Source organism: Vibrio harveyi (genome assembly GCF_030060435.1).
GTDB lineage: Bacteria > Pseudomonadota > Gammaproteobacteria > Enterobacterales > Vibrionaceae > Vibrio > Vibrio harveyi.
Window position 1 is genome coordinate 464,470 of sequence record NZ_CP125876.1, and the last position, 24,963, is coordinate 489,432.

The window sequence follows — 24,963 nt, forward strand, 5'->3', positions numbered from 1 at the left end:
AGCCTTAAAAATCCGTACATATACCCAACCAGTATTTTCACCTACCGCCACGAGCAAGCTTCATAGAAAGCGTGGTAGGACATCATTTAGGGAAACGGCTTTTCAACCTTATTCTGAATACGTTCGAAGAGGTGCGCTTATGAATCTTATGGACCTACCCAAAAAACGGGGGAAATGGAATCTCGAACTGTGCAAACGAAGCGCAGCACAATACAAAACTCGCACCGCATGGAGCGAAGGGAGTAAAGCGGCTTATAGTGCTGCTTATCGGAATGGTTGGCTAGACCAATGCTGTGCCCACATGCAACGCGTTGGCGTTAAGTGGACCTACGAAAAATGCGTACGCAGCGCCGCTCGATATAAAACCCGCTCTGAGTGGAACCAAGCGTGCAAAAGCGCCTACCATGCAGCTCGTAAAAATGGCTGGGTAGAAGATTGCTGCGCTCACATGCTTCCCTCTCGTACAGGTAAAAAATGGACCTTTGAAAACTGCGCGAAAAATGCCAAGAAGTACAATACCCGTTCTGATTGGCAACGCGGTTGCAGCGGTGCTTATAACGCAGCAAATCGTAATGGTTGGCTAGACGAATGCTGCACTCACATGAAGCCCATCGAACTGAAATGGGACTTCGCGGCGTGCCTCAAAAGCGCTCGAGCGTTTCGGACCCGGACCGAGTGGATCAGCGCGTGCAAAAGTGCGTATCAAGCGGCACGAAACCGAGGTTGGTTGGAGCACTGCTGCGCTCACATGGGTGCGCCGAGAACGCAAAAGAAATGGACACTCGACGCCTGCATCAAAAGTGCTTCTGAATTCAAGACTCGAACCGCATGGCAAGAAGGCTGCAGTGGCGCTTACTTCGCAGCACACCGTAATGGATGGATGAAAAAGTGTTGCCAGCATATGCGCTCTGCTCGCGCCAAATGGACACTGAAAATCTGTAAGGGCAGCGCCTCTTACTTCTCGACCAAGAAAGATTGGCTTCGCTGCTGTCGAGGCGCATACAACGCCGCACATCGTAATGGATGGCTGGTCGAGTGCTGTTCACATATGAAGAGAGCAACCAGCTCGCGATTGTCTTTAAATCCAACCGTTTAACACAACAGCCGGTGGGCAACGTTTTTCGTGATCCTACTTCGCGTTTTAACCACATGAATCCCTTCGTTCGGCTGAGTTGGGATTCATTTCACAGTTTATTCATGAAGCGAACCTAGACTGAAAAAATCCATCGAACTCGTTCGACCTACAACAACGTTAGGCACGATAAAAACTAGGTACTACAGCACCTCTAGGACATTTCATGAAGAAGAACTTACTTGCTATTGCTCTTGGTAGCGTGATTGCGCTAACGGCTGCTCCATACTCCATTGCAGCAAACGATGCTGCTATCCAATCTTCAGCCGACTATTCACAGATCGTCACCAAGCGTCAGGTTGTCGACCAACTGCTCAACGACGCGGTAAAGGCATTCAAATCCCCTGCGCGTATCTCACACGCTGGTTTTACCGCCAAAATGCCGAGCAACATGGAGATTGTTACCGACCGCTTACTAGAAGCCTACAAACTTGAGCCATACCGTACTGACCTGCTGATTTCTGCGGCAAACGCGCAGATCTACAACAAGAATGCAGACCGCGCGATTGAACTGTTCGAACAAGCCCTTTCGGTCGCACCAGACGATGTGGATTTGCACGCTTACTTAGCGGTATGGCAACGCTTTGAGGGCAACCAAGCGGAATCAGCGAAACACATGACGACGCTCACGAAGCTCAATGCTGGTAAAGCGGCAGACATCCAACGCATCTTCGACACTGTAGACCGCGTGCTTGCCACGCCACTAAAAGAGAAAGCCGATAAAGGCAAACTAAATGACAAGGGGGCGATCGTCACACTGGGATACGCACTGAATCCGGATGGTTCAATGCACCAAATCTTGGTTGAGCGTTTGGAAACCACGCTAGCCATGGCAAAAGCAAACCCAGACGCGTTGATCGTATTGACGGGCGGCGTACCAAAGAACCACAAAACCGAAGGCAAGTTAATGGCGGATTGGCTGATTGAAAAAGGAATAAGCAAAGATCGCATCATTGAAGAAAACTATGCCACCAGCACGGTAGGTAACGCCCTATTCAGCAGCTACGCATTAGCACGTCATAACATCAAGCACGCGACCATCATCAGCTCAGCGAGCCACGTGCGCCGTGGTCAAACGCTATTTGAAATCGCAAGCTGGCAAACTGGTCCACAAGGCATCACTTTCGACACCGTAAGTTACCCAGACAAACCGCTTAAAGACTTAGCCAAAGCCAGCGATGGCGAACTACTTGGTATTTATCGCGATGCACTGCGTACTTACGGCATGTGGAGCTACCGCTCTTACCCACTAGAGTCGCGTTAAGTATTCTCGCTTCATACCAATCAAAAAAAGCCTGCGTACTTGCAGGCTTTCTTGTCTTTGTGCAGTGATAAGAACCGCTTAAATTGCTTCGCCGTTTACCGTTACTGCCACATCAATGTTGCCACGAACTGCGTTTGAGTATGGGCAAACTTGGTGTGCAATACGCGTTAGCTCTAGCGCTTGCTCTTGTGGCATGTCTAGCTCTACCGCTAGGCTCACTGTTAATGCAAAGCCGCCGTTATCGTTCGGACCGATGCCCACTTCTGCCGTTACAGGAGCGCTTTTCAGGTTTACTTTACCTTCACGTGCTACGTGCAGAATCGCGTTAGAAAAACATGCAGAATAGCCCGCTGCGAACAACTGTTCTGGGTTAGTTGCTGCGCCTGTGCCGCCCATTTCCTTCGGGTATGACAGCTCTAGATCGAGAAGACCGTCATCTGTTTTTACTTGACCATTACGACCAGCCAAAGCGGTAGCTTGAGTTTTGTATAGAGTAGTCATGCGAGTGTCCTTCTTAATTTAAGTTGCGCACAATTTAATTGCTCACAATCTTAGATCGAAGTAAAGATCGTTTGCAACTATATTGTGCACAATTTATTTTATGACTCTCTTTTTCTATGAGCAGGTAGGCAACGCCAATGAGCCAGTGTTACACCGACAACACCATGACCGACGACGATAAACTCTTACTCGAAAACCAAGTTTGCTTCCCGCTCTACAGCGCAGCAAATGCAGTGATCCGAGCTTACCGTCCGTTGCTGGACGAGCTTGATCTGACTTATTCGCAGTACTTAGTGATGATGGTGCTATGGGAGAAAGACGGTGCCAGTGTGAAAGAATTGGGGTCACAACTGCATTTGGACTCAGGCACACTCACACCGCTGCTTAAACGCTTAGAGGCAAAAGGCTATGTAGAGCGTGGTCGCAGTGAAACCGATGAGCGCGTCCGCGTACTCAACCTCACCGAGCAAGGTCTTGCTCTCAGAGAACAAGCCAAGGCAGTGCCAAACGCCATGATGTGTAAAATCACATTAGAGCTGGATGAAATGATCATGCTGAAGAAGCTGTGTGGCAAAGTGCTCGACAATCTGAGCTAATCCTTTGAAATCTTGCCCACTGACGAAATAAGTGGGCGATGAGACGTTAAAGGTTGATTGAAATCATATTCAACTAGTATCACTCATGTAAAACTCCGCGCGCTCAAGTTTGGGCATACATTTCGGAGTATTAAATGAAAAAGGCAGTATTCGTTCTTCTTGTTAGTTTCGGTATGGTTTCTGCGGCGTTTGCCCATTCTGGAGGCACCGATGCAAATGGCTGTCATACAAACAGTAAAACTGGTGAGTACCACTGTCACAACCGCAAATAATTCCGTTTGCATAATATGAGAAGGCGCGGCTTATCGCGCCTTTTTAAGCGGGGATCTCACGTTATACCTCCATCCTCCCTCATCGCCCTTCTCAATCAACATTATCTATTATCGCTCTGCATTCATCTTCAATAAAACCTATCAAAGCAAACTCACCTACATCGGATATGCCTATCAAGTGAAATAGGAAATGGCTATCAATAGGATAGTTACAAGCGATTTTCCTTAAACACACTCCGATGAGAATATACTTTCCGAAAGCAACAACAGCTCAGCTTAAAACATTCAAAGGAAAGTAAATTATGATTAATACTCAAATCAAACCATTTGCAGCTACAGCGTACAAAAACGGCGAATTCGTTGAAGTAACAGAACAAGACGTTCTAGGTAAATGGGCAGTATTCTTCTTCTACCCAGCAGACTTTACGTTTGTATGTCCAACAGAACTGGGCGACCTAGCAGACCACTACGAAGAGCTACAAAAACGTGGCGTAGAAGTTTACTCAGTATCAACTGACACACACTTCACTCACAAAGCATGGCACGACAGCTCAGACACAATCGGTAAGATTCAGTACTACATGCTTGGCGACCAAACAGGCAACATCACAAACAACTTCGGTGTGATGCGTGAAGGTCAAGGTCTTGCAGACCGCGCTACGTTCCTAATCGACCCAGAAGGTACTATCCAAGCAATGGAAATCACTGCTGAAGGTATCGGTCGTGACGCAGAAGACCTACTACGCAAAGTGAAAGCAGCTCAATACGTAGCAGCGCACCCAGGCGAAGTTTGCCCAGCTAAATGGAAAGAAGGTGAAGAGACACTAGCTCCATCACTAGACCTAGTTGGCAAAATCTAAGCCACTGAAATTTAAGTTCTAATCAGTTCCCGATTTCCTTTTTCTGATTAGAGCTGAATTAGAGAGCACTTCAGGTTAGATACCTTGACGACCTTCTGCCTGATTTGCTCTCTCCCCCTCAGGTTTTATCTACAGTAACCACTTTTTAGTTTTAATTAAGGTAGTAACAACTATGTTAGACCAAGCGATCCAACAACAACTCAAACAATATCTGGCTAATGTAAAAGAAGAAGTTCGTTTAGTGGTTAGTCTAGATGAAAGCAAAGCATCGAATGACATTTTGTCTCTAGCGAACCAAATCGCAGAGATGAGCGACCTAATCACCGTTGAACGTGACGACAACGCAAGCGCACGTAAACCAGTGATGGCGGTAACTAACCCAGCAAAAGGCACTGCACTACGCTTTGCAGGCTTGCCAATGGGTCACGAATTTACCTCTCTAGTATTGGCTCTGCTTCATTCTGGCGGTCACCCAATCAAACTAGAACCAGAAGTGATTGAGCAAATCGCAGCACTAGACAAAGATCTAGACGTAGAAATCTTCATTTCACTGTCGTGTCAAAACTGTCCGGACGTGGTTCAAGCGTTCAACATGATGGCGGCGATCAACCCGAAAGTAAAAGCAACCATGATCGACGGTGGTTTGTTCCAAGATGAAGTGAAACAACGCGACATCATGGCTGTACCAAGTGTATTCGTGAACGGTGAGCTATTCGGTCAAGGTCGTATGTCTCTGACTGAAATCCTAAACAAAGTGGATGACGGCGCGAGCGAGAAAGCGGCGAAAGCACTGAGCGAAAAAGACCCATACGACGTACTTGTTGTCGGCGGTGGTCCTGGTGGTAGCGCAGCTGCTCTATACGCCGCTCGTAAAGGTATTCGCACTGGCGTTGTTGCTAAACGCTTTGGTGGTCAGGTTATGGACACCATGGCAATTGAGAACTTCATTTCGGTAAAACGTACTGAAGGTCCAAAACTGGCAACTGACCTTGCAGAACACCTAAAAGAATACGACGTAGACGTCGTGACTGAGCAACAAGCTGAGAAGCTAATGGGCGCAGCACACACAGAAGATGGTTTGATTCACATCCAGCTTGAAAGTGGCGCAACGCTGAAAAGTAAGAGTGTCATCTTAAGCCCAGGTGCACGCTGGCGTGAAATGAACGTTCTGGGTGAGCAAGAGTACCGCAACAAAGGTGTCGCGTACTGCCCACACTGTGACGGTCCACTGTTCAAAGGCAAGAAAACTGCGGTTATCGGTGGTGGTAACTCAGGCATCGAAGCCGCTATCGACCTTGCTGGTATCGTAGAACACGTAACGGTTCTTGAATTCGCAGACGTACTTCGCGCAGACCAAGTGCTTATCGACAAAGCAAACTCACTACCAAACGTAGACATCATTACGATGGCGCAAACTACTGAAGTTGTAGGTGACGGTACTCGCGTAACAAGCTTGAAGTACAAAGACCGCAACACAGATGAAATCAAAGAGATTGAACTGTCAGGTATCTTTGTTCAAATCGGCCTAGTACCGAACACAGAATGGCTAAAAGATTCAGAAGTAGCGCTATCTGAGCGCGGCGAAATTGAAGTCGGCAGCCGTGGCGATACTAGCCTAGAAGGTGTGTTCGCAGCCGGTGACGCAACAACCGTTCCTTACAAACAGATCATCATTGCGATGGGTGAAGGTGCAAAAGCAAGCTTAGGCGCATTTGACTACCTAATCCGTAAGCAAGGCTAATCTCCAAATTTCTTGGACACAAAGCGCACAGTGCTGTGTTTTCTTCCCCGGAAAGCCAATCGGGGCACTGTGTAGAACGGAGTGGCAAGAAATAAAAGCAAAAACCTAGAAGCCCAAAGACTTTGCCAGCAGCTACTACTGCTGGCTTTTTTTGATTTTGGGGTTATTTCAAAGCTCCAATAAGTAATACCCTCAAACATCCGATTTTTTCAATTCTACAACTACCATGAAAACAACAAATTAGCACCATTGACAAATGCAACAACACTGATAATATGCAAACAAGCCCTTAGTTATGAAAGTAAACTTTTACTTTCAAGAAAGGCGTACTGCCTTTCTGTAACACTCCTGAGGTATTTTGAACTTCGAAAAGTCCAAATTTTCTCAGTGAGGAACTCACTTCAAAAATTTGAATTTTCGAAGTCAGTTTAAATTCTGAAATGCTCAGTTGCTACGCAACTTCTCATTTCAGCCTTCAAACTGCTACGGTAAGGGCTAATTTTCCCTCTGCTCATTCAGACATCGGCGTTAGATTATGTCGCGAAAAAACACTCATTCCACATGGTTTAGCCACCCTAAATTTCTCTCTGCAAAAAACGTATTGATTAAGCAGTTTAAGTCACACCAAGGTAGATACCCTAGTGATTACAAACGATCACTTTTTGGAGGAGCTAAGCTACCAAGAATTTTGTTCATATGCGGTGGAGACCCCAAGTATTGTAATAATCGAGAAGTCATCGAATGTTACCTAGATAAACATGCTCCTAACCTCATGACTTTTAGGGCAGAAAATGCTTGGGAAATAATCTCTTCTAATCAATCACAAAATAAAGACGGCTCTATAAATGCTTTGAGGTTGGAAGAATGGCTAGCTGACTTTTCTGATGCAGTGATTATACTTGTCGAGTCATATGGCACGGTCGCTGAACTTGGCGCATTCTCTATCAGTAGCAGATTACGTTCAAAACTACTTCCAATTCTCGACAAAAATTTTGAAGATGACCTATCGTTTATAAATACAGGTCCAATAAGCTGGATAAATAGCGATTCAGTGTATAAACCTACAATTTATGCAGATTTTGAGACCATATTAACAACAATGCCTTTAATGATCGACAATCTTAACAAAGGCTTTAAATCACTCAAAAAAGATAATGACGACAAGTTTGGTGATAAAAATTTTTCTCGAAAAGAACTGTTGTTCATTGTAGTGATAATAATCACAAGCATAGGTCCTATAGACGAAGACAATATATATGACATATGCAAACAATCCTTCAAACTAAAAGATAATGAATCTGAAGTTAAGTTCATAATTTCTCTTTGCGTCGCTTTAAAAATAATAGAGTCATTTAGTTTCAAAGATAAAAAATTATATACTTGTATTAACTATGAAAGATTATATAGAAATGAAACAACAACAAATTTATTAAGTGTAAGTCGAAGACTTCGCCTTATATGTTTATCCAAGCTTTTATATATCGAAGAGTTTAAAGAAGCAATTCGAAAGGTAACTGATTAATGTTGTTAGAGCTAATTAGTAAAAGTACTCTTATCGAGAAAGATCAAGTTTTGGATATAGCTAATAAAGCTAGTATCTCATATGCTAGATTTACTATCCCTAAAAAAGATGGAAGCCAGAGGCTAATTTACCAACCCTCAATGGCAATTCGAGCTCTTCAAAAGGTTGTATATGATGAAGTTTTAGACAAACTACCAGTGCATGACGCATGCTATGCCTACAGGAAAAAAAGGAGCTTAAAAGATCATGCTAATGTTCACAAGAATAACAATTATCTACTAAGAATAGACTTAAAGGACTTCTTCGAGTCAATTACTCGATCAGACATAGAAAAATACTGCCATGAGTCTATTTCTAAGATCTTCCCTCATTTTGATGAAGAAGACTTCAAACTCATGACTAATATTATATGTAGGAAAGATACAATTACAATTGGTTCTGTAACATCACCATCTCTATCAAACTCTATTTGTTATACATTAGATGAAAGAATAAGTCGACTTGCTAAGTCTTATGGTGTTAAGTACACTCGATATGCCGATGATATGTTTTTCTCTACAAGTAATAAAAATGTGCTTTGTATTATACAAAAGGGAGTATCTGGAATAATTAAGAGCTTAGAATACCCTACTCTAACCATCAATAAGAAAAAAACAAAACATTCATCGAAGAAAAATAGAATGAGTGTGACGGGTGTTGTTATTACGCTTGATAAAAAACTATCTATAGGCAGAGGTAATAAAAGATTCATTAGAGAGCAAGTTTACAAGTGGAGCTCATTGAGCTCAGAAGATAAATCATATTTGTCAGGTTATTTGTCATTTGTAAAGTCTATCGAGCCGTCATACATAAATAGATTATGTAACAAATATAGTTCACAAAAAATTCAAGAGATACTACGTTTTTCATAACCCCTTGGGAAATAAATTTAGAAACACTCAACACAACAAAGAATCCCCTCCCCCTTGATAACCATATTCAAATGCTTGGCAAACCATGTCAAGAAAAGGGGGAGTTGGAGGGGGTAGAAAGCACCTAACCCAACATTCAGCCTCAAACCAGCAACCCCACCTAACCTCCCCTTGTATCAAACTTCGAAGATCTCAACACAACGAGTTCAAAGGGGAGGAATTGGTCCTGCAATCGCGGAAAGTTCAATTCACAATGCAACAGCACAACGCGCTGAAAGTAGATTCTGAATAATAGCTTAGGCTCCTTCAGAATGACGCTGTTCGTTTAGCTCTCTTTCCGTCATTCCCGCGAACCTAGGTGAGACTGGGAATCTATTCACCACAAACTCGATCGAAATTGATTAGTAAGAACACGAACAAACAACAGGTGAAAGAAGGTCGCAAGCACCTAACCCAACATTCAGATTCAAAGCACTAACCCCACCTAACCTCTCCTTGTATCAAACTCCGAAGCTCTCAACACTCCGTGTTCAAAGGGGAGGGACTGGTTTTGTGCTAGCGGATAATTCAGTTCACAATGCAACAGCACAACGCGCTGAAAGTAGATTCTGAATAATCGCTTAGGCTCCTTCAGAATGACGCTGTTCGTTTAGCTCTCTTTCCGTCATTCCCGCGAACCTAGGTGAGACTGGGAATCTATTCACCACAAACTCGATCGAAAATGATTAACAAGAACACGAACAAACAAACGGTGAAAGAGGGTTGTAAGCACATAACCCTACATTCAGTTTCAAACCACCAACCCCACCTAACCTCCCCTTGTATCAAACTCCAAAGCTCTCAAAGCAACGACCTCAAAGGGGAGGGACTGGTCCTGCAATCGCGGAAAGTTCAATTCACAATGCAACATCACAACGCGCTGAAATTAGATTCTGAATAATCGCTTAGGCTCCTTCAGAATGACGCTGTTCGTTTAGCTCTCTCCCCGTCATTCCCGCGAACCTAGGTGAGACTGGGAATCTATTCACCAAAAACTCGATCCAAATAATTAGCCAACGCACTTACAATAAAAAATTCCAAAAAAACTCTTTACCTCAACTTAACTTGAGGTTTTAGCATGTTCATCGTTGGCTAGGAAATGAAAGAAAGGAGCACACAATGATCCAACTAGAACATGTGAACTTAGTGGTAAAGGATATCCCAGAAATGCTGAACTTTTATCAAGCGGCATTTCCACATTGGTATGTACGTGATGAAGGTACTGGCGAATGGAGTGGAAAGCCGAGAAACTGGCTGCACTTTGGCGATGAATACCAATACATTGCAATGAGCGACCACGGCGAAGGCAACAACCGAGAATTAAGTGGTCACCAAGTTGGTCTCGCACACTTCGCCTACGTGACTAATGACATCGACGGTGTGACAAAACGATTGATTGAAGCAGGTTATCCAATTGCCCAACCCGGCGCAAAAGAGCCATACCGTAAGAACATTTACTTTGTTGACCCAGCTGGCTTTGAAATCGAATTTGTAGAATACCTTACCGATGATCCAAAACTACGTAACTTAACGAGTTAATACCAAGTATAAAAAACGCCAGCAGGAATTCCTTGCTGGCGTTTCGTTTATCAAGGAGGCGTAATTGACGATGCTCGTATCTATTGAGAAAGAGACGGGCGGTAAGGCTCTTCTCGAACACCGTGTGAGAGCACTAACTTAATAATGAAGATTGGTGCTAACCATTCTAAACCAGTCGGAGCCGGGACTAATGTCGAAAGAATGATGGATAACATGACTGCAAGTAGCGCAACCGGACGTTGTAAATAAAGCGGCAGGAAGTGCAAAAACACAACCGATACCATCATCACGGCATACCAGAAAAACGCGTAAGACCAAGCGATATCAAAACATAACGGCACAGCAAACAATTGAAAGTGAATAGCAGGGAACAAGAATTTGCTGCCTACCAATTTGCCCATCCAAGTCAGCTCAAGTTTTTGGTCGGTATGTAGAAATCGCTTCATCGAGCCTAAAGAGTTCGTCAGAACACCTCCAATCATATCTAACGTGAGCAATGACGCGACAATAATTTGAAGCCAACTCCACTCCAAGGTTTGCCATGCAAAAAAGTAGAGGATCACTGGAGCAATAAACGCTGCGTAATTGGCGATCATGGATTCCGCTTTGGTTGCACCAAACCCAGTCGTGAAGTTGAACTTACCCTCACAATCCCAATTGATATGCGCATTCTTTATCGTAGTTTTACTCGTAGACATCATTCGATCCCCTTCATTTAAACGGCTTATTCATTTCAAACCTTTCAAGACCACTTGGTCTATAAAAAGAATAATCGATCAAAACTTATCTTGTCAATTTTTTAGACCAACTGTACCAAAATAAAAATAAAGCCAGTTGAGTCTCCTCTACTGGCTTTATCTGTTTGTTGTCCAGACTGATCTATTTGTCGTCATCAACGCTGCTTGGCGAAGACTTGGGTCCAGTAATAGCGATAATTCGTCGATTGGTTCTCCACCATGGATGAGCCCATCTGGTCGAAGTCGGCGTTCATGATATTGAGGCAGTGCCCTTCACTCGATAGCCAAGAGTTCATTACCGCATCGATTGAACGTTGCCCTCTAGCGACATTCTCTCCTAACCTACTCCAAGCATAACCTGTGGCATTGATGCGACTGGAAAGCGTGCTGCCATTTGATCCGGTATGGCTCATAAAATCACTGTTTGCCATATCGCTAGAGTGTCCATACGCTGCGCTTTCTAAATCGTAACTCCAAGTAAGCGCTCCAACGGGAGGCATAGTTCTTGAACCACATTGCTGAGTTTTAGATCGAGCATCGTTAACTGCGGCAAGCATTTGATCGGCAAAAGTGGTGGCTGTAGGTGGTGTATCAGGGGATTGTGAGCCGCTGTCTGCAGGTGATGACAAATCTCCATCGCCACCGCATGCACTGAGAAGTAGCGCCAAAGTAGGCACTAAGATCTTTGTTGGCATTGTCTGTCCTTATCTGTTTGACGAAAGGCAAAAAACGCTTTCGATAACCAAGTTCAATAACCTAACAAAAACCAATAAAAGCACCATATGGTGCAAGGTGTTTTAACCAAATACTCACGCTACGCTTTCATAGCTCGAATTTGCTTACGACTGGAGATTCAATTCCATATCGATACGGTGCATATCGACACCCCAACCATCAGGGATGTAGTTCAGCTCTACGGCACCATATTTGGCAAAAAACGGCGCAGATAAATGACTTGCGGCGATTTTGATTTGGGGGATGTTCAACTGCTCAGCTCGGTGAATCGCTCGACTCATAAACTCATGACCAATCTTCATGCCTTGCGCTTTTGGTGAGATTAAAATCCAGTTCAAGCTATGAAATGCCTGTGTTTTGCCACTCAAACCATAAGCACCAACGAGTTCACCATTTAGAAAGCACACTTCATAACCTTGTGGGTCACTATCAAGAAACTCCGCGTAATCCTCTCTTTCATTAGTTGCGAAATATTCAGGGCAGTTTTCATCGAAGATGCGCAGGCAATCCTCTTTATCACTTGGTAGGAAGGCTCTGAAATTTATGTTGTTGGTCATAAAATTATCTCTTTAGAATCGATTCGTGCTTACTATGAGGGGATGTAAGACCTTACTAAATCTCTGTCGTCATGGTCAGGATTTCATTGATAAGGAACTGAGCTTTGTCGTTATCTAACTGGCGTTTGTGATAGATACCGACATTACCGATTTTACTGGTATCTGTGTGCAAACACTTCACGCCGTTTTTCTCCATCCAACCGTTCATCTTATCGCTGTAAGGCATAATAGCATTGGTCGTTTCGAGCAAATCCAAGCTAGCAAGCAGAGAACCGACTTCATAAACCACAGGTGCAGTTTCATTGGATTGGTTGAAGATTTGATCGTACTCGAATGCGTTGTTGAGCACTGAGCTGTATCGAGAATGCCCCGGCGTTACGCGGATCAGTGGATAAGCAGACATCGCCTCGGATGGTGATTCCAAAAACATTTTGTCATTAAGTAGAGGGTGGTCTCGATGAACAAAGAAAGACTCTTGATCTTGGAACAGCGGTCTGAACACCACCGGCATAAGATCTTTCAATCCGCCGATTTCGTGACCAATAAATAAATCTATATCACCTTGAATCAGGTGCTGCATCAAAGAAAGGTTGTTGCCAAATTCAATATAGAGTGAGCTATGAGGATGCGCTTCTTGGTATTTGGTGATCCCATGTCGCACAAAAAGCTCCCACCACGCTTCACCAACACCGATCTTCAGTTTACCGTGTTCCCTTTGATGCATGTCTTGAATTTTGTGCATCAAATCGAGGTGCTTTTCTTGCTGTTCCTCGACATAACGGAGAAATACTTGCCCGTATTCTGTCAGCTCTACGCCTTTAGAACGACGTATTAATAGCGATACACCCATATCGCTTTCTAGCTTCTTGATCGCCGTTGTCAGGGTTGGTTGTGTTACATGCAGCAGCTCAGACGCCTTCTTGATGTTTCCGGTTCTGGCTACGGTCAGAAAATATCGATTCACTCGATTCATCATCGCCCACTCATTTAGGTATCAATTTTTCCTATATCATAAGCAAAAAGTTCAATTTCTACTAGCGGGGAAAAGCCACTATATTTTGTCTTAGATTTTTGATTGAAAAGGCACAAACAACATGGAAAAAACGTGGTGGCATAATGCAGTCGTTTATCAGATTTACCCACGCAGTTTTTACGACTCCAACAATGATGGCATCGGTGATCTAAAAGGTGTCATCAGCAAACTGGATTACTTGAAAAACCTTGGCATCAACGTGATTTGGCTCTCTCCTGTTTACCAATCGCCAATGGATGACAACGGTTACGACATTTCAGACTATCAAGCCATCGCACGTGAGTTCGGCACCATGGAAGACATGGAACAGCTATTCAAAGAAGCTGGCGAGCGTGATATCAAAATCGTTATGGATTTGGTGGTTAACCACACTTCGGATGAGCACCCTTGGTTCGTTTCTGCGCGTGAATCTAAAGATAGCCCGTACCGCGATTACTACATCTGGCGTGATGCAGACTCAGAAGGCAATCTACCAAATAACATCGAATCGATTTTTGGTGGCGATGCTTGGCAATGGGACGAGAAAACCGAGCAGTACTACTTCCACCTCTTTTCAAAACGCCAGCCGGATTTGAACTGGGAGAACCCGAAAGTTCATCAAGAAGTATTCAAGATGATGAACTGGTGGATTGAAAAAGGCATCGGCGGTTTCCGATTGGATGTGATTGATCTGATAGGAAAAGAAGTCGACAAAGGTATCACGGGCAATGGCGATCGCCTGCACCCGCTGCTGCAACAAATGAACAAAGAAACCTTCGGTGGCAAAGATGTATTAACGGTCGGCGAAACTTGGGGGGCAACGCCTGAGATCGCTAAGCTGTACAGCGCACCAGAGCGTCATGAGCTGTCGATGGTGTTCCAATTTGAACACATTACCCTAACCTGGCAAGGTGGCGACAAATGGCAGCCGATTCCGCTCGACCTTAAAGAATTCAAAGACGTGCTAACCAAGTGGCAAGTCGAGCTGCAAGACACGGGTTGGAACTCCCTATTTTGGAACAACCACGATTTGCCTCGTGCAGTGTCGAAGTTTGGCAATGACAAAGCCTATCGAGTCGAGTCAGCCAAGATGCTAGCAACAACGCTGCACTTTTTGAAAGGCACGCCATACATCTATCAAGGCGAAGAGATTGGCATGACCAACGTGGCGTTCGACCAACTAAGCGATTACCGCGATATCGAAACGCGACAATTCTACGATGTGAAAACCGCTGCCGGTATCAGCCACGAGCACATGATGGATGCGATTCACAAGAACAGTCGTGATAATGCGCGTACACCAATGCACTGGAACGCATCAGAGCACGCGGGCTTTACCAGCGGAGCACCTTGGATTGCGGTCAACCCGAACTACCCACAGATTAACGTGGAAGCGGCGCTTAACGATTCGAGCTCGATCTTCTACCACTACAAAAAGCTCATTGAGCTGCGTAAACGTCATGAAACCATCGTCTACGGAAGCTTCACTCCAGTATGGCAAGAGCATCAACACGTGTTTGGCTACGTGCGCGAATACCAAGGTGAACTGTTGTTTATCGTGAGTAACTTCTCAGAGCACGAGCAAACACTGCAAGTTCCAACCCAATATCAAGCCGATCAGGTAGAGTGCTTAATCAGTAACTATGCGACGCCTTGCGCGATTGCAGCGACGATAACCCTCGCACCTTACGAGTCTTTCGCAGTCAAACTGAAATAACTTTTGGAGGATATGGGAGCCACGAGCTCCCTTAAATATCTATGAATTCCGCAGCGAACGTTTATCAAGTTTTCACCCGACTATTTGGCAACACCAACACCACCAATCAACCTTGGGGCACCATTGAGCAAAACGGCGTCGGTAAGTTCAGTGACTTTAACGAAAAGGCGCTCACTGTCATTCAACAGCTTGGCATTACGCATATTTGGTACACTGGAGTACCACACCATGCGGTGATCCGCGATTACAGTGCCATTGGCATTGAGAACGACCATCCAGCGGTGGTGAAAGGACGAGCAGGCTCGCCTTATGCAGTGAAAGATTATTACTCCGTGAATCCCGATTTGGCGGATGATCCAGCATATCGATTAGAAGAGTTTGAAGCCCTTATCGAGCGTACGCATGCGCACAACATGAAGGTCATCATCGATATTGTGCCAAACCACGTTGCCAGACGTTACCAAGGTTTGAACAACCCTGTCGGTGTGCGAGATTTTGGTGCCGATGACGATACGAGCGTTGAGTACCATCGTGACAACAATTTCTATTACGTTCCTAATCAAGCGTTTGAGTTACCTAACATTCCTGAGCAATTTTCCCTGCTAGGTGACCCGACGCTAATTAGGAACCTTTCTTCCTTTGAAAAATTGTCTGTCTTTGAAGAGTTTCCCGCCAAATGGACCGGCAACGGCTCTAGGCTTGCTCAGCCGCAATTTGATGATTGGTATGAAACCGCCAAAATCAATTACGGCGTGCGCCCAGACGGCAGCAAAGATTTCCCAGAACTGCCAGCCGATTACGCAAACAAATCCCATGCTGAGCATTTGCAATTCTGGCAAGACAAAACGCTGCCAAACTCTTGGTATAAGTTCCGCGACATAGCGCTTTACTGGATAGACAAAGGCGTCGATGGCTTCCGTTATGACATGGCGGAAATGGTGCCTGTTGAGTTTTGGAGCTTTATGAATTCCAGCATCAAAGCAGTCAATCCAGAGGTGTTCTTGATGGCAGAGGTGTATCAACCGCATCTGTATCGCGACTACATTCATCTCGGCAAGATGGACTATCTGTACGACAAAGTTGACCTCTATGATTGCCTCAAAGACGTGATGCACAGCAAACAGCATGTGAGCAAAATCAGTGAGATTCAAGAAAGCATGATGGATATTGAACACCACATGCTGCACTTCCTTGATAACCACGATGAGCAGCGTCTTGCCTCACCTGAGTTTGCAGGCAGTGCAGAGAACGGCTTGCCCGCTATGTTGATTTCTACTCTGCTTAGCACCTCACCAACCATGGTGTATTTCGGACAAGAAGTGGGAGAAGCAGGAAGAGAAAACGCAGGCTTTGGGCAACCAAGTCGTACCTCCATCTTTGATTACATCGGTGTCCCAGAACACCAAAAGTGGATGAATCATGGCAAGTTCGACGGGGGCTTGTTATCGCAACAACAGAAAGAAGTAAGAGCCTATTATCAACGCTTACTCAACTTAGCTTTGACCTCGCCAGCCAAAATGGGAGGTTACTTTGACCTGTATCCAAGTAATCAACAAGCCTTGAGGGAAGAGTCATTCTGCTTTGCTCGCTATTCGAGTCAGCAATTGATTTTGGCAGTCGCACGATTAAGGGGAGAACAACCTCAAAACATAGAGTTGGTCATGCCATCTGAGCTGATCAAAAAACTCGAACTGCGCGATGGCGAGTACATCTTAAAAGACGCTATGAATCGTCTTTCTCCACTCACCTTACGCGTCGAAAATGGTGTCGGTAAATGCCAACTGAATATCGAGCCACAGTGCGCTAGTGCTTTCACACTAGATATAGACGCTTCCATCGCAGATTAAATTTGGCTGCTGTTCACAAAAACAGTCAAAACCTTCCAAATCCCTTCTCTACATCAACCACCACAAAGCATTGGCTACTGGGTATCGCCCGAGCCAATGCCCTTCCCCGATCACATTCCAACGCATTGATATAGAAAAATGTAATACCAACGACAAAGAAATCAATTTTAACCGCAGAGTGCATCCCCGTATTATCAAACCGTGAAACAACAGCTGACGTCCAGTCACTAGGTTTGAAACAAGGAATCTATCGCAATGAAACCTATTCTAAAAACACTTTCGCTTTGCACTTTATCTGTTCTTTTAGCGCCTTCTGTTTCTGCAATGCAGGAAGGTGAGATCATCATTTGGATCAACGGTGATAAGTCTTACCAAGGATTGAGCCAAATTGGTCAACAGTTCGAAGAAGATACGGGGATTAAGGTTAATGTTCAGCACCCGGATTCTCTAGAAGAAAAGTTCCAACAACACGCCGCGACAGGCGGTGGTCCTGACATCATCTTCTGGGCACACGACCGTTTTGGTGGCTACGCTCAAGCGGGCTTACTGCAAGAAGTGAAACCGAGCCAAGAGTTTAAAGATAAGCTTGTCGATTTCAGTTGGGATGCAGTCACTGTAGATGGCAAAATCTTTGGCTACCCTCTGGCTATCGAAGTCCCTTCTCTAATTTACAACAAAGACCTGTTGCCAAACCCACCTAAGAGTTGGGAAGAGCTGGAGTCCATCCACCAAGCGATGCAAAAACAAGGCAAGAAAGCGATCATGTGGGACGTGAAAAACGCTTACTTCACTTGGCCAATGATTTCAGCTGGCGGCGCTTATGCTTTTGGTAAAACAGCAGAAGGCTACGATGCTAAAGACACGGGTGTAAACAATGAGGCGGGTGTGGCTGGTCTGCAATTCCTTGTCGACATGGTCAACAAAGGCATCGTCGATCCAAATATGGATTACTCAGTATCCGAAGCGTCGTTCACCAAAGGTGAAGTGGCAATGACCATCAACGGTCCGTGGTCTTGGGGCAACCTAGACAAAATGGATGTGAACTACGGCGTTGCCGTGTTGCCAACCTTAAACGGCGGTAAAGGTAACCCATTCGTTGGCATTTTGAGTGCGGGTATTAACGCATCAAGTCCAAACAAAGATCTGGCTGTTGAGTTTCTAGAAAACTACCTATACCAAGACGCCGCATTGAAAATCATGGATGACGACAAGCCACTTGGTGCCGTGACACTAAAATCGTTCCAGAAAGTGCTGGAAAGTGACGAACGCATTAAATCAACCATGATCAACGCAGAAAACGGCGAGATCATGCCGAACATCCCTCAAATGACGTCTTACTTCTTTGCGGAAGGTGCTGCTATCGATAACGCGATGCAAGGCAAGCAAACCGTGAAAGACGCCCTAGACACTGCAGCAAAACAAATTGTTCGCTAATTCTTTCATGTTCGTATTTGGCACAGTTCGCTGTGCCTTTTTTATTTTATGAGACTCTAGAATATGCCCCAATACCCAACGTTATATCTGAAAGGCACACTAAATGGTTGGGGGCTAGATACGCCTTTCCAGCCAATTGATGAGCACCAACTACAAGCTAGCGTAGTTTTCCCAGCCGATAGACACCAATTCAAAATCGCTGATTTGAATGGCAGCGAAGAATGGACGTTCGCCGCAGATGATATTAAAGCAGTGAATATCAGTTTGAGTCAAAAGCTCTCGCTTATTCCAACTCAAGGCATTGGTAATGATTTGGTGTTTGAACCAAAACAATCAGGTCGTTATTTGCTGACGCTCGACTTCAGCACAGCGTCGCCAAGTCTAAGCGTCAAACCCGAAATGGCAGACACCGCCTCCTTACTCACTCAATTGAAATTCGATCATCTCATCACTTCGCAATCAGGTCCTATCCCCGCTAAATCATTGCCAAGCACAGCCAAAATCCTTCCGCTCGATGAGTTGTTCGAGGCGTTGGCGATCAAGAGCGAAACGCCTTTCCCATTTGTGTTTGGTGATAACCTCGACGGCTACTATGAAGGCACCACACACAGCGCTTTGGGCACGGCACGTTATCGCCATCATCAAGGTTGGTATTTAGGTGGTTTCGCCTCAAGCATTGGCAACGTATTCAACGACAAAACACAGGCGCAGTATGCCTGCTTAATGCCATATGGAATCGAGCATCATTATGAGAATGCCAGTAAAGATGGCTTGTCCTTGATTGCAGGGCAACGCCTTGCTGCACTGAATGTGGAATCCACCAGCAGCGAAATGTTGGCACTGTTTCCTGAACTCAACCTCAATCCATCGTACTGCCAAGTAGAAGCGTTGGAAGATTGCCTGCTTATCTCTGTCGATCCAGACATCTGCCCTGAAGGCTCGCTCTCGTTTATCGCGATCAGCGCAAACCAAAGCTTCCGAGCACAAACGCTCAATGAGAGAGATTCGAACGTCAGTGATAACGTACTGTCCGGCAGCCAAAACATTCAAATTAAGCTCAGTTCAGAGACCACAACGAACCGCTTCACTGCCTACTTTGCGTTCTCCAACAACAAAACCGATGCTATCCAACAAGCACAAAACGCAGCCCTCGAACATGCAGAGTTGAAACATCAAAACGCAGTATTTGAGTTTTTGACCAAGAACTATTTTTGGTGTGACGATCTGGAATACAACCGCGCCGTTATGTGGGCACGATTGGCCAGCCGAACCTTCGTTAATAAAGAGCTGGGTACCGGCATCTGGGCGGGGTTGCCATGGTTTAAAGACTGTTGGGGCAGAGACACCTTTATCGCGCTGCCCGGCACCAGTTTAGTAAATGGCGAGTTTGACGAAGCCCGCGACATCATCACCAACTTTGCTTCGATGCAGTTAGATGATCTGAAAGACAAAAATCATGGTCGAATTCCAAACCGTGTCACCAGCGAGACTAATATCATCTACAACACGACCGACGGCACACCGTGGATGATTCGCGAGATCTTCGAATACATTAACTACTCCGGTGATACACAGTTCGCCCAGCAAATGTTGCCCATCATAGAGCGCTTTATTGAAGGGGTTGAAAAGCACTATCTCGATGATGATGGCTTGATGCGACATCGCGATCCCGATACCTGGATGGACGCCAAGATCAACGGTCAGATCCCATGGTCACCTCGTGGTCCGAAAGCCAACGACATCGAAGCATTGTGGTTTGAGAGTCTACAAGTGGCAAACCAACTTGCAAAATGGAATGGTGACCACGCCTTAGCGGAGCATTGCCAAACTTTGGCGAACAAAGTGAAAGCCAGCTTTATCGACAAGTTCTGGGATAGCGAATCCATGTGCTTAGCGGATCATCTCAAGCAAGACGATGTGAAAGACATCAGTATTCGCCCAAACCAGCTAATGACGTTGACCATTCCGACCAACCAAGCCTTAATTCCAGAGTATATTGGGCAGCACATTGTGAAGAACAGCGTCGAGCATCTGCTTTTCCCTTGGGGCATCTGCTCTTTGCAACAAGAGCACCCAGAATTCCACCCCTATCATGACAACCGCCCTGAGTATCACAAAGATGCGGCATACCATAATGGGACCATTTGGGGTTGGAACACAGGCTTCACTGTGGGCGCACTTACCCGTTACCAGCAACAGGATTTAGCGTATCAACTGAGCAAAAACTTAGCCCATCAGATTTTATATCAGGGACATCGCGGCACCATGAGCGAAAACTTGGATGCTTACCAAGCGTCTGCGACGTCCGTCATTCAAAGCGGAACTTATGCTCAAGCGTGGTCAGTGTCGGAATTTGCTCGTAACACTCAGCAAGACTATCTCGGCTTTACGCCACAGCTCTCGCGCAACACCATCAAGCTTTGCCCAAGCTTACCATCAACTTGGAAACGCCTAAGCGCTCGACTGCCGTTTGGTGATAACAACGCCCTGCATGTTGACGTCGAACAAGCTGAGAAAACCAAGTTCTCATTTGAGTTTGAACGCCCTCAACCTGAAGTTCAGTTCATCGTGAAACTGCGCGGTCAGGAATATGAGGTCGGCATTGAAGCCGATGTGATTGACGGTTCAATTGAGATCGAATGGTACCCAGAATCCGGGCAAATGAAGTGTAATCGTGATGGTGTAAAAACCAGATTAAAACCATTAGCACCAGTTACTTTGTTGGAAGGATTAACCTTCGCTCAACCTAACCCAGCACTATCGCACCGAGCGCTTGAGGAAGAGAACTACTTGCTCAACAAGCGTTCTGCAGAAAAGCTATGTATTGCTAGAGACTAAAAAAACTCAGAGGGCGCGAAAGCGCTCTCTGAGGTCCAAAAATAGACACTTTAATAATGGAGTTACTTGTTATCTACGGCGTCAACAAACACTTTCTGTGCGCCGTCGATACCCAATCGGTTGGCTTCTTCTAGCAGCGTCATCGCTTTTGATGTTTGGTTGTTCTTCACTGCTGCTCGAATAGATTCAAAATAATAGGCTCGTGTATCAGCATGAACACTCGTTGATGCCGATTTCGTGTTCGAACTTACTGCTGACGATGTTTGCATGGTTGCTGATGCTGGCGCTGACAATTTTACCGGAGCCACCACAACTGCCGCTTTCTGTGTCTCTGTGGTACGTGAAGGCGCGGCTAACGATAAGGTTTTGATCGCCACTTCCAAAGAGCCAAAAGCTTCATAAGTATATTTCGGGTCGGTCACCATCGGCATTGGCTGACCCAACTCCACAGCACGCTCTTTGGCAGGATGAGGAATTTGAATCGAATCACCTAGCTCGCTTTCATCAGTATAAACAATAAAGTAAGGCGTTTTCTCAACGTCGAGCGTAAAGCTCAGCTGGTATTGAGTGCGTGTAAGCATGCCCGTGGTTTCGATATCAAAGCTATCATGATCATTGATATTCACGATATTGAACGCTTTATCTAAAGTGATCAGCTTAGGCGCGAAAACCTCGCCATTGACCATATGGCTGGCAAGCTGAATATTCACTTTGCTTGAACGCGCTGGCAACTTAAACGCAGCAAAATAGCTGTTCCCTTCAGCGAAGCGACCTACCGGCGAATCCGCATTAATCGAAAACTCAATTTGCTCATTAGTGCCGAGCTCTAACCATGGAAATTCAGAGAAGTTATTGCAGCAAACTGCCGCTTCCGGCACCGATTGCAACGTCGTCGCTTCCAATGTTGGAGAAGCCGCACATGCGGTTAACGCCGAGCTCAACATGAGGGCAAGGATTACACGGTTTTTCTGCATGATTTATCTCTCTTTCTCAAGGTAAAACAGATCTGCTAAACAATCATTCAAAAGCAAACAAGGCAGCGCTATTCGCTGCCTTTTGCAAAGTGTGGTTAGAACCAAATTTCGGTGTGAACACCAATCACGGTTTCATTTTTACCATCCTCGATGCCAATCTGACGCGCGCTCGCTTCATCATCAGCGGTAATGTAGCTCACGTAAGGTTTGATTTGAGGACGACCAAAGTAGTCTGCGTTTACAGTAAACGCCGCCGCGAGTTCGATGTTGTAAATATCACTTTCGACATCATCCCCTGTACGTCCCCAGTAGCCTTCAGCCCCTTCTTCATGACCATAAGACGCCGTCATCTCAAGACGAAGGTTATCGTTCACTTTATAAGAAGGACGGACAGCCACAAGGTAGCGTTTTAAGTCATCAGCACCAAACAGTTGGTCGAGTGCACCGATATAGGTAATTTCAGAACCCATCTGCCAGTTTTCAGAGATGTTTAGCACACCGTAAGAAGTGAAGAATAGAGATTCAGCTTTATCGTCACCGCCAGACCAACCACCAAAGTTCACGCCACGGTTTTGCGCGACACCTTTACCGTAGGCAAGTGCGTTTTGCGTCCAACCGTCTAAGCCGTAGTAACTCGTGTTCAAAGTAATTGCAGCGCCAAAGCCATCATCTGAAGAATTGTCTTTTCCTTCTTGCTGCATGTATTTAAAGTCGAAATCTACGCTACCGAAGCCCACATCTACGCCATAGTAGTAGAAATCCAAAGTAGAAACAGTAGTGCGCTCAGCATTGGCTTTAACAATCTCACACGTCGACGCATTGCTGTTGTCTTCACACACCAACACATCTGGTGCGCCTGCGTCTGGATCGGCAATCACATACGCGATACCTGCGGTGTTACCAGCGAGCTTAGTTTGAATACCGGCACCAACACCTGATGACTGCTTCCAGAACTCACCAGATAACAGACCAGACGCACGATTTAGGAAGCGTTGACCACCCCAAATCGAGGTGTCTTCCCCAAAGTAAGGCAGCGCACCGATTTCAACAAACGCTTCCTTCACTTCAAACTGTGCAGTGGTATTGTCTTTTTGGCTACCCGCAGAAGAGTAGGCATAAGAGTTGCCGTTGCCATATTCAGAGCGAACAACAAAGTCAGACCAAACACCGTTCGCGTGCTCAGTATGCTTTTTGATGATGAATTCAACTTGGTTGGTACTCTTACCGTGTGTACCTGCTGTTTTGTAATCTGGTTTGCCAAATTCAGTATCCACTGATTTGCCATCAACAGTTCTAAAGTTCATTGACGCATAGCCGAAGATTTCCCAACCATCAGCGATAACATCGGTACCATTTACTTTTTCAACAACGGGTGCGGCTTCATCACCAGCGATCACATCTAACGCCACTTCGGTCTCAGCAAAGACGGCACCTGTCATTAAAACAGATGTAATTGCGGCAGCCACTGCACTTACTTTTTTCATTCTAAACTCCGATACGGACAACTAAATTCGTGTGCTTCTCTTGCGGAAAGCATTGCTGTTTCTATGACGTATGATGGAGTGAAAAATAAGCGGCTAAAAATTGATTTAATTGACGATGATATTGCTATTTTTTATATCAGAGCGGTTTGAGATGGATTTTAAAAGCATTGATAGAATCAATTACAACGTAATGCGCGTTAAACGAACTAAGAATGATTCACGGTAAATAGTAAGGAAGATGAGAATTTGTGAACACTGCCAAATTTAGCGTTTTAAGCGCACGGCGGTTTTGAGATCACGATGCAGCACATATTTGCCCCGCCAAACACAACTTACGGAAATAAAGCAATATTACCGTCCCATTTCATAAGTCGTTACACAACTCGGGGCTTTAAGACTTTACATCTGGCGCAAGGAGTAGAACACTTCTCACAAAGTAAAACCCAAGCCGACATAGTAGAGTCAGTAAAATTATGAGTAACACCACGGCGAAAAAGTCGAATCCATTATTCGAAGTCCTGTTTAACGTCATCATCCCTTCCTTCATTTTGATGAAGTTCAGCGGTGAAGAACACCTAGGTACAGCAATGGCACTCGTTGTTGCCTTGGCGTTCCCATTGGTTTATGGCGGCATGGATCTTATCCGCAACAAGAAATTCAACTTCATTTCTGCACTTGGTTTTATCAGTGTGCTGTTAACCGGTGGTATTGGCTTGTTAGAGCTAGACACACGTTGGTTAGCGTTAAAAGAGGCGTTGATTCCAGGTCTGATAGGTATTGCAGTGTTAGGCTCAACCTTCACTCGTTATCCGCTAATGCAAAAGCTTGTATTGAACGATACCATCTTGAACCTACAACTGATTAACGAACGTTTAGAGCAGAATGGTAAAACGCAAGCATTTGAGCGTTGCCTGATGTCGTCGAACTATCTGTTCGCTAGCACGTTCGCTTTCTCATCTGCGATGAACTATTTTCTAGCAACTTGGATTGTGACTAGCCCATCGGGCACAGCGGCGTTCAATGAAGAGTTGGGTAAGCTCACCCTTTACAGCTACCCAATGATTGCTATCCCAAGTATGTTGATGATGTTTGGTATTTTCTACTACATCTGGCGTCAAGTTCGCGCGATGACGTCGCTAGAAACCGAGCAGATCTTCCATACCAAGTAATGCTTGTTGCACCTTGATAGGCAAAGTTAGATAAAAAGAACCCCGATAATTGATAACCAATTATCGGGGTTTTGTTTTTAAG

The 24,963-nt window shown here is 45.2% G+C and carries 21 protein-coding genes; 14 read left to right on the plus strand and 7 right to left on the minus strand.

Translation table 11 applies throughout. The features are described 5' to 3' along the window. Nucleotides 1-139: 139 nt before the first annotated feature. The gene (locus tag QMY49_RS18640; protein ID WP_033007529.1) at nucleotides 140-1,096 is read left to right on the plus strand and encodes a hypothetical protein; all 957 of its coding nucleotides are present in this window, start codon (nucleotides 140-142) and stop codon (nucleotides 1,094-1,096) included. A 202-nt stretch (nucleotides 1,097-1,298) separates the two neighbouring features. Next, on the plus strand, nucleotides 1,299-2,396 hold the full coding sequence (locus tag QMY49_RS18645) for a YdcF family protein (RefSeq protein ID WP_283315995.1): 1,098 nt from the start codon (nucleotides 1,299-1,301) through the stop codon (nucleotides 2,394-2,396). Nucleotides 2,397-2,474: 78 nt separating this feature from the next. On the opposite strand, the gene ohr is transcribed toward QMY49_RS18645, so the two are convergent. Then, nucleotides 2,475-2,897 (minus strand): organic hydroperoxide reductase Ohr, encoded by a 423-nt coding sequence (gene ohr / locus QMY49_RS18650; RefSeq protein WP_005374640.1) that lies wholly within the window; start codon nucleotides 2,895-2,897, stop codon nucleotides 2,475-2,477. Between the two features lie 137 nt (nucleotides 2,898-3,034). Here ohr and ohrR point away from each other — a divergent pair, with 137 nt between their 5' ends. The 7 genes from ohrR to QMY49_RS18685 all read left to right on the plus strand — a co-directional run bounded on the left by ohrR (nucleotide 3,035) and on the right by QMY49_RS18685 (nucleotide 10,377). Beyond that, nucleotides 3,035-3,493: a transcriptional regulator OhrR gene (gene ohrR, locus QMY49_RS18655; protein WP_005449645.1), complete on the plus strand. Its 459-nt coding sequence runs from the start codon at nucleotides 3,035-3,037 to the stop codon at nucleotides 3,491-3,493. A gap of 134 nt (nucleotides 3,494-3,627) precedes the next feature. Then, nucleotides 3,628-3,765, plus strand: coding sequence for a YHYH domain-containing protein (locus QMY49_RS18660; RefSeq protein ID WP_005449646.1), 138 nt, complete (start codon nucleotides 3,628-3,630; stop codon nucleotides 3,763-3,765). Between the two features lie 302 nt (nucleotides 3,766-4,067). Further along, on the plus strand, nucleotides 4,068-4,625 hold the full coding sequence (ahpC, locus tag QMY49_RS18665; RefSeq protein WP_005374632.1) for an alkyl hydroperoxide reductase subunit C: 558 nt from the start codon (nucleotides 4,068-4,070) through the stop codon (nucleotides 4,623-4,625). 172 nt (nucleotides 4,626-4,797) lie between these two features. Next, nucleotides 4,798-6,366, plus strand: coding sequence for an alkyl hydroperoxide reductase subunit F (gene ahpF / locus QMY49_RS18670; RefSeq protein WP_283316005.1), 1,569 nt, complete (start codon nucleotides 4,798-4,800; stop codon nucleotides 6,364-6,366). 535 nt (nucleotides 6,367-6,901) lie between these two features. Then, a complete protein-coding gene (locus tag QMY49_RS18675; RefSeq protein ID WP_269984855.1) occupies nucleotides 6,902-7,888 on the plus strand; it encodes a retron St85 family effector protein in 987 nt (328 codons plus the stop codon). Continuing rightward, nucleotides 7,888-8,799, plus strand: a complete 912-nt coding sequence (locus tag QMY49_RS18680) for a retron St85 family RNA-directed DNA polymerase (RefSeq protein ID WP_269984853.1) — start codon at nucleotides 7,888-7,890, stop codon at nucleotides 8,797-8,799. The genes QMY49_RS18675 and QMY49_RS18680 overlap by 1 nt, the downstream gene beginning before the upstream one ends. Before the next feature lie 1,158 nt (nucleotides 8,800-9,957). Next, nucleotides 9,958-10,377 carry a VOC family protein gene (locus tag QMY49_RS18685; protein WP_283316010.1) on the plus strand — a complete coding sequence of 140 codons (420 nt, stop codon included), beginning with the start codon at nucleotides 9,958-9,960 and terminating at the stop codon, nucleotides 10,375-10,377. An 80-nt stretch (nucleotides 10,378-10,457) separates the two neighbouring features. Here the strand turns inward: QMY49_RS18685 and QMY49_RS18690 are convergent, their stop codons facing one another. The 4 genes from QMY49_RS18690 to QMY49_RS18705 form a co-directional block, all read right to left on the minus strand. Continuing rightward, complete coding sequence (locus tag QMY49_RS18690) at nucleotides 10,458-11,075, minus strand: hypothetical protein (RefSeq protein WP_283316746.1); 618 nt, start codon at nucleotides 11,073-11,075, stop codon at nucleotides 10,458-10,460. A 194-nt stretch (nucleotides 11,076-11,269) separates the two neighbouring features. Further along, entirely contained in the window at nucleotides 11,270-11,809 is a 540-nt protein-coding gene (locus QMY49_RS18695) for a CAP domain-containing protein (RefSeq protein ID WP_283316012.1), read from the minus strand. Between the two features lie 144 nt (nucleotides 11,810-11,953). After that, on the minus strand, nucleotides 11,954-12,406 hold the full coding sequence (locus tag QMY49_RS18700; protein WP_009695867.1) for a GNAT family N-acetyltransferase: 453 nt from the start codon (nucleotides 12,404-12,406) through the stop codon (nucleotides 11,954-11,956). 55 nt (nucleotides 12,407-12,461) lie between these two features. Further along, the gene (locus QMY49_RS18705) at nucleotides 12,462-13,382 is read right to left on the minus strand and encodes a LysR family transcriptional regulator (RefSeq protein ID WP_009695866.1); all 921 of its coding nucleotides are present in this window, start codon (nucleotides 13,380-13,382) and stop codon (nucleotides 12,462-12,464) included. 118 nt (nucleotides 13,383-13,500) lie between these two features. Here QMY49_RS18705 and QMY49_RS18710 point away from each other — a divergent pair, with 118 nt between their 5' ends. The 4 genes from QMY49_RS18710 to QMY49_RS18725 all read left to right on the plus strand — a co-directional run bounded on the left by QMY49_RS18710 (nucleotide 13,501) and on the right by QMY49_RS18725 (nucleotide 21,254). Next, a complete protein-coding gene (locus tag QMY49_RS18710; RefSeq protein WP_050918585.1) occupies nucleotides 13,501-15,135 on the plus strand; it encodes a glycoside hydrolase family 13 protein in 1,635 nt (544 codons plus the stop codon). Nucleotides 15,136-15,176: 41 nt separating this feature from the next. Continuing rightward, nucleotides 15,177-16,982 (plus strand): alpha-amylase family protein, encoded by a 1,806-nt coding sequence (locus QMY49_RS18715; protein ID WP_283316017.1) that lies wholly within the window; start codon nucleotides 15,177-15,179, stop codon nucleotides 16,980-16,982. A gap of 255 nt (nucleotides 16,983-17,237) precedes the next feature. Beyond that, the gene (malE, locus tag QMY49_RS18720) at nucleotides 17,238-18,416 is read left to right on the plus strand and encodes a maltose/maltodextrin ABC transporter substrate-binding protein MalE (protein ID WP_005450011.1); all 1,179 of its coding nucleotides are present in this window, start codon (nucleotides 17,238-17,240) and stop codon (nucleotides 18,414-18,416) included. Nucleotides 18,417-18,479: 63 nt separating this feature from the next. Continuing rightward, nucleotides 18,480-21,254: an amylo-alpha-1,6-glucosidase gene (locus tag QMY49_RS18725; protein WP_283316019.1), complete on the plus strand. Its 2,775-nt coding sequence runs from the start codon at nucleotides 18,480-18,482 to the stop codon at nucleotides 21,252-21,254. Nucleotides 21,255-21,316: 62 nt separating this feature from the next. Here QMY49_RS18725 and QMY49_RS18730 read toward each other — a convergent pair whose 3' ends face one another. Both QMY49_RS18730 and QMY49_RS18735 read right to left on the minus strand, forming a co-directional pair. Further along, complete coding sequence (locus tag QMY49_RS18730; protein ID WP_029788373.1) at nucleotides 21,317-22,228, minus strand: MalM family protein; 912 nt, start codon at nucleotides 22,226-22,228, stop codon at nucleotides 21,317-21,319. 95 nt (nucleotides 22,229-22,323) lie between these two features. After that, nucleotides 22,324-23,712 (minus strand): carbohydrate porin, encoded by a 1,389-nt coding sequence (locus QMY49_RS18735; RefSeq protein WP_005450008.1) that lies wholly within the window; start codon nucleotides 23,710-23,712, stop codon nucleotides 22,324-22,326. A gap of 473 nt (nucleotides 23,713-24,185) precedes the next feature. Here QMY49_RS18735 and QMY49_RS18740 point away from each other — a divergent pair, with 473 nt between their 5' ends. Further along, nucleotides 24,186-24,881 carry a VC0807 family protein gene (locus QMY49_RS18740; protein ID WP_005450007.1) on the plus strand — a complete coding sequence of 232 codons (696 nt, stop codon included), beginning with the start codon at nucleotides 24,186-24,188 and terminating at the stop codon, nucleotides 24,879-24,881. Nucleotides 24,882-24,963: the final 82 nt, after the last annotated feature.

Bases quoted from the DNA above. Each gene is read 5' to 3' on its own strand.
- QMY49_RS18640 (WP_033007529.1), top strand. From the start codon at position 140: ATGAATCTTATGGACCTACCCAAAAAACGGGGGAAATGGAATCTCGAA.
- QMY49_RS18645 (WP_283315995.1), top strand. From the start codon at position 1,299: ATGAAGAAGAACTTACTTGCTATTGCTCTTGGTAGCGTGATTGCGCTA.
- ohr (WP_005374640.1), bottom strand. From the start codon at position 2,897: ATGACTACTCTATACAAAACTCAAGCTACCGCTTTGGCTGGTCGTAAT.
- ohrR (WP_005449645.1), top strand. From the start codon at position 3,035: ATGAGCCAGTGTTACACCGACAACACCATGACCGACGACGATAAACTC.
- QMY49_RS18660 (WP_005449646.1), top strand. From the start codon at position 3,628: ATGAAAAAGGCAGTATTCGTTCTTCTTGTTAGTTTCGGTATGGTTTCT.
- ahpC (WP_005374632.1), top strand. From the start codon at position 4,068: ATGATTAATACTCAAATCAAACCATTTGCAGCTACAGCGTACAAAAAC.
- ahpF (WP_283316005.1), top strand. From the start codon at position 4,798: ATGTTAGACCAAGCGATCCAACAACAACTCAAACAATATCTGGCTAAT.
- QMY49_RS18675 (WP_269984855.1), top strand. From the start codon at position 6,902: ATGTCGCGAAAAAACACTCATTCCACATGGTTTAGCCACCCTAAATTT.
- QMY49_RS18680 (WP_269984853.1), top strand. From the start codon at position 7,888: ATGTTGTTAGAGCTAATTAGTAAAAGTACTCTTATCGAGAAAGATCAA.
- QMY49_RS18685 (WP_283316010.1), top strand. From the start codon at position 9,958: ATGATCCAACTAGAACATGTGAACTTAGTGGTAAAGGATATCCCAGAA.
- QMY49_RS18690 (WP_283316746.1), bottom strand. From the start codon at position 11,075: ATGTCTACGAGTAAAACTACGATAAAGAATGCGCATATCAATTGGGAT.
- QMY49_RS18695 (WP_283316012.1), bottom strand. From the start codon at position 11,809: ATGCCAACAAAGATCTTAGTGCCTACTTTGGCGCTACTTCTCAGTGCA.
- QMY49_RS18700 (WP_009695867.1), bottom strand. From the start codon at position 12,406: ATGACCAACAACATAAATTTCAGAGCCTTCCTACCAAGTGATAAAGAG.
- QMY49_RS18705 (WP_009695866.1), bottom strand. From the start codon at position 13,382: ATGATGAATCGAGTGAATCGATATTTTCTGACCGTAGCCAGAACCGGA.
- QMY49_RS18710 (WP_050918585.1), top strand. From the start codon at position 13,501: ATGGAAAAAACGTGGTGGCATAATGCAGTCGTTTATCAGATTTACCCA.
- QMY49_RS18715 (WP_283316017.1), top strand. From the start codon at position 15,177: ATGAATTCCGCAGCGAACGTTTATCAAGTTTTCACCCGACTATTTGGC.
- malE (WP_005450011.1), top strand. From the start codon at position 17,238: ATGAAACCTATTCTAAAAACACTTTCGCTTTGCACTTTATCTGTTCTT.
- QMY49_RS18725 (WP_283316019.1), top strand. From the start codon at position 18,480: ATGCCCCAATACCCAACGTTATATCTGAAAGGCACACTAAATGGTTGG.
- QMY49_RS18730 (WP_029788373.1), bottom strand. From the start codon at position 22,228: ATGCAGAAAAACCGTGTAATCCTTGCCCTCATGTTGAGCTCGGCGTTA.
- QMY49_RS18735 (WP_005450008.1), bottom strand. From the start codon at position 23,712: ATGAAAAAAGTAAGTGCAGTGGCTGCCGCAATTACATCTGTTTTAATG.
- QMY49_RS18740 (WP_005450007.1), top strand. From the start codon at position 24,186: ATGAGTAACACCACGGCGAAAAAGTCGAATCCATTATTCGAAGTCCTG.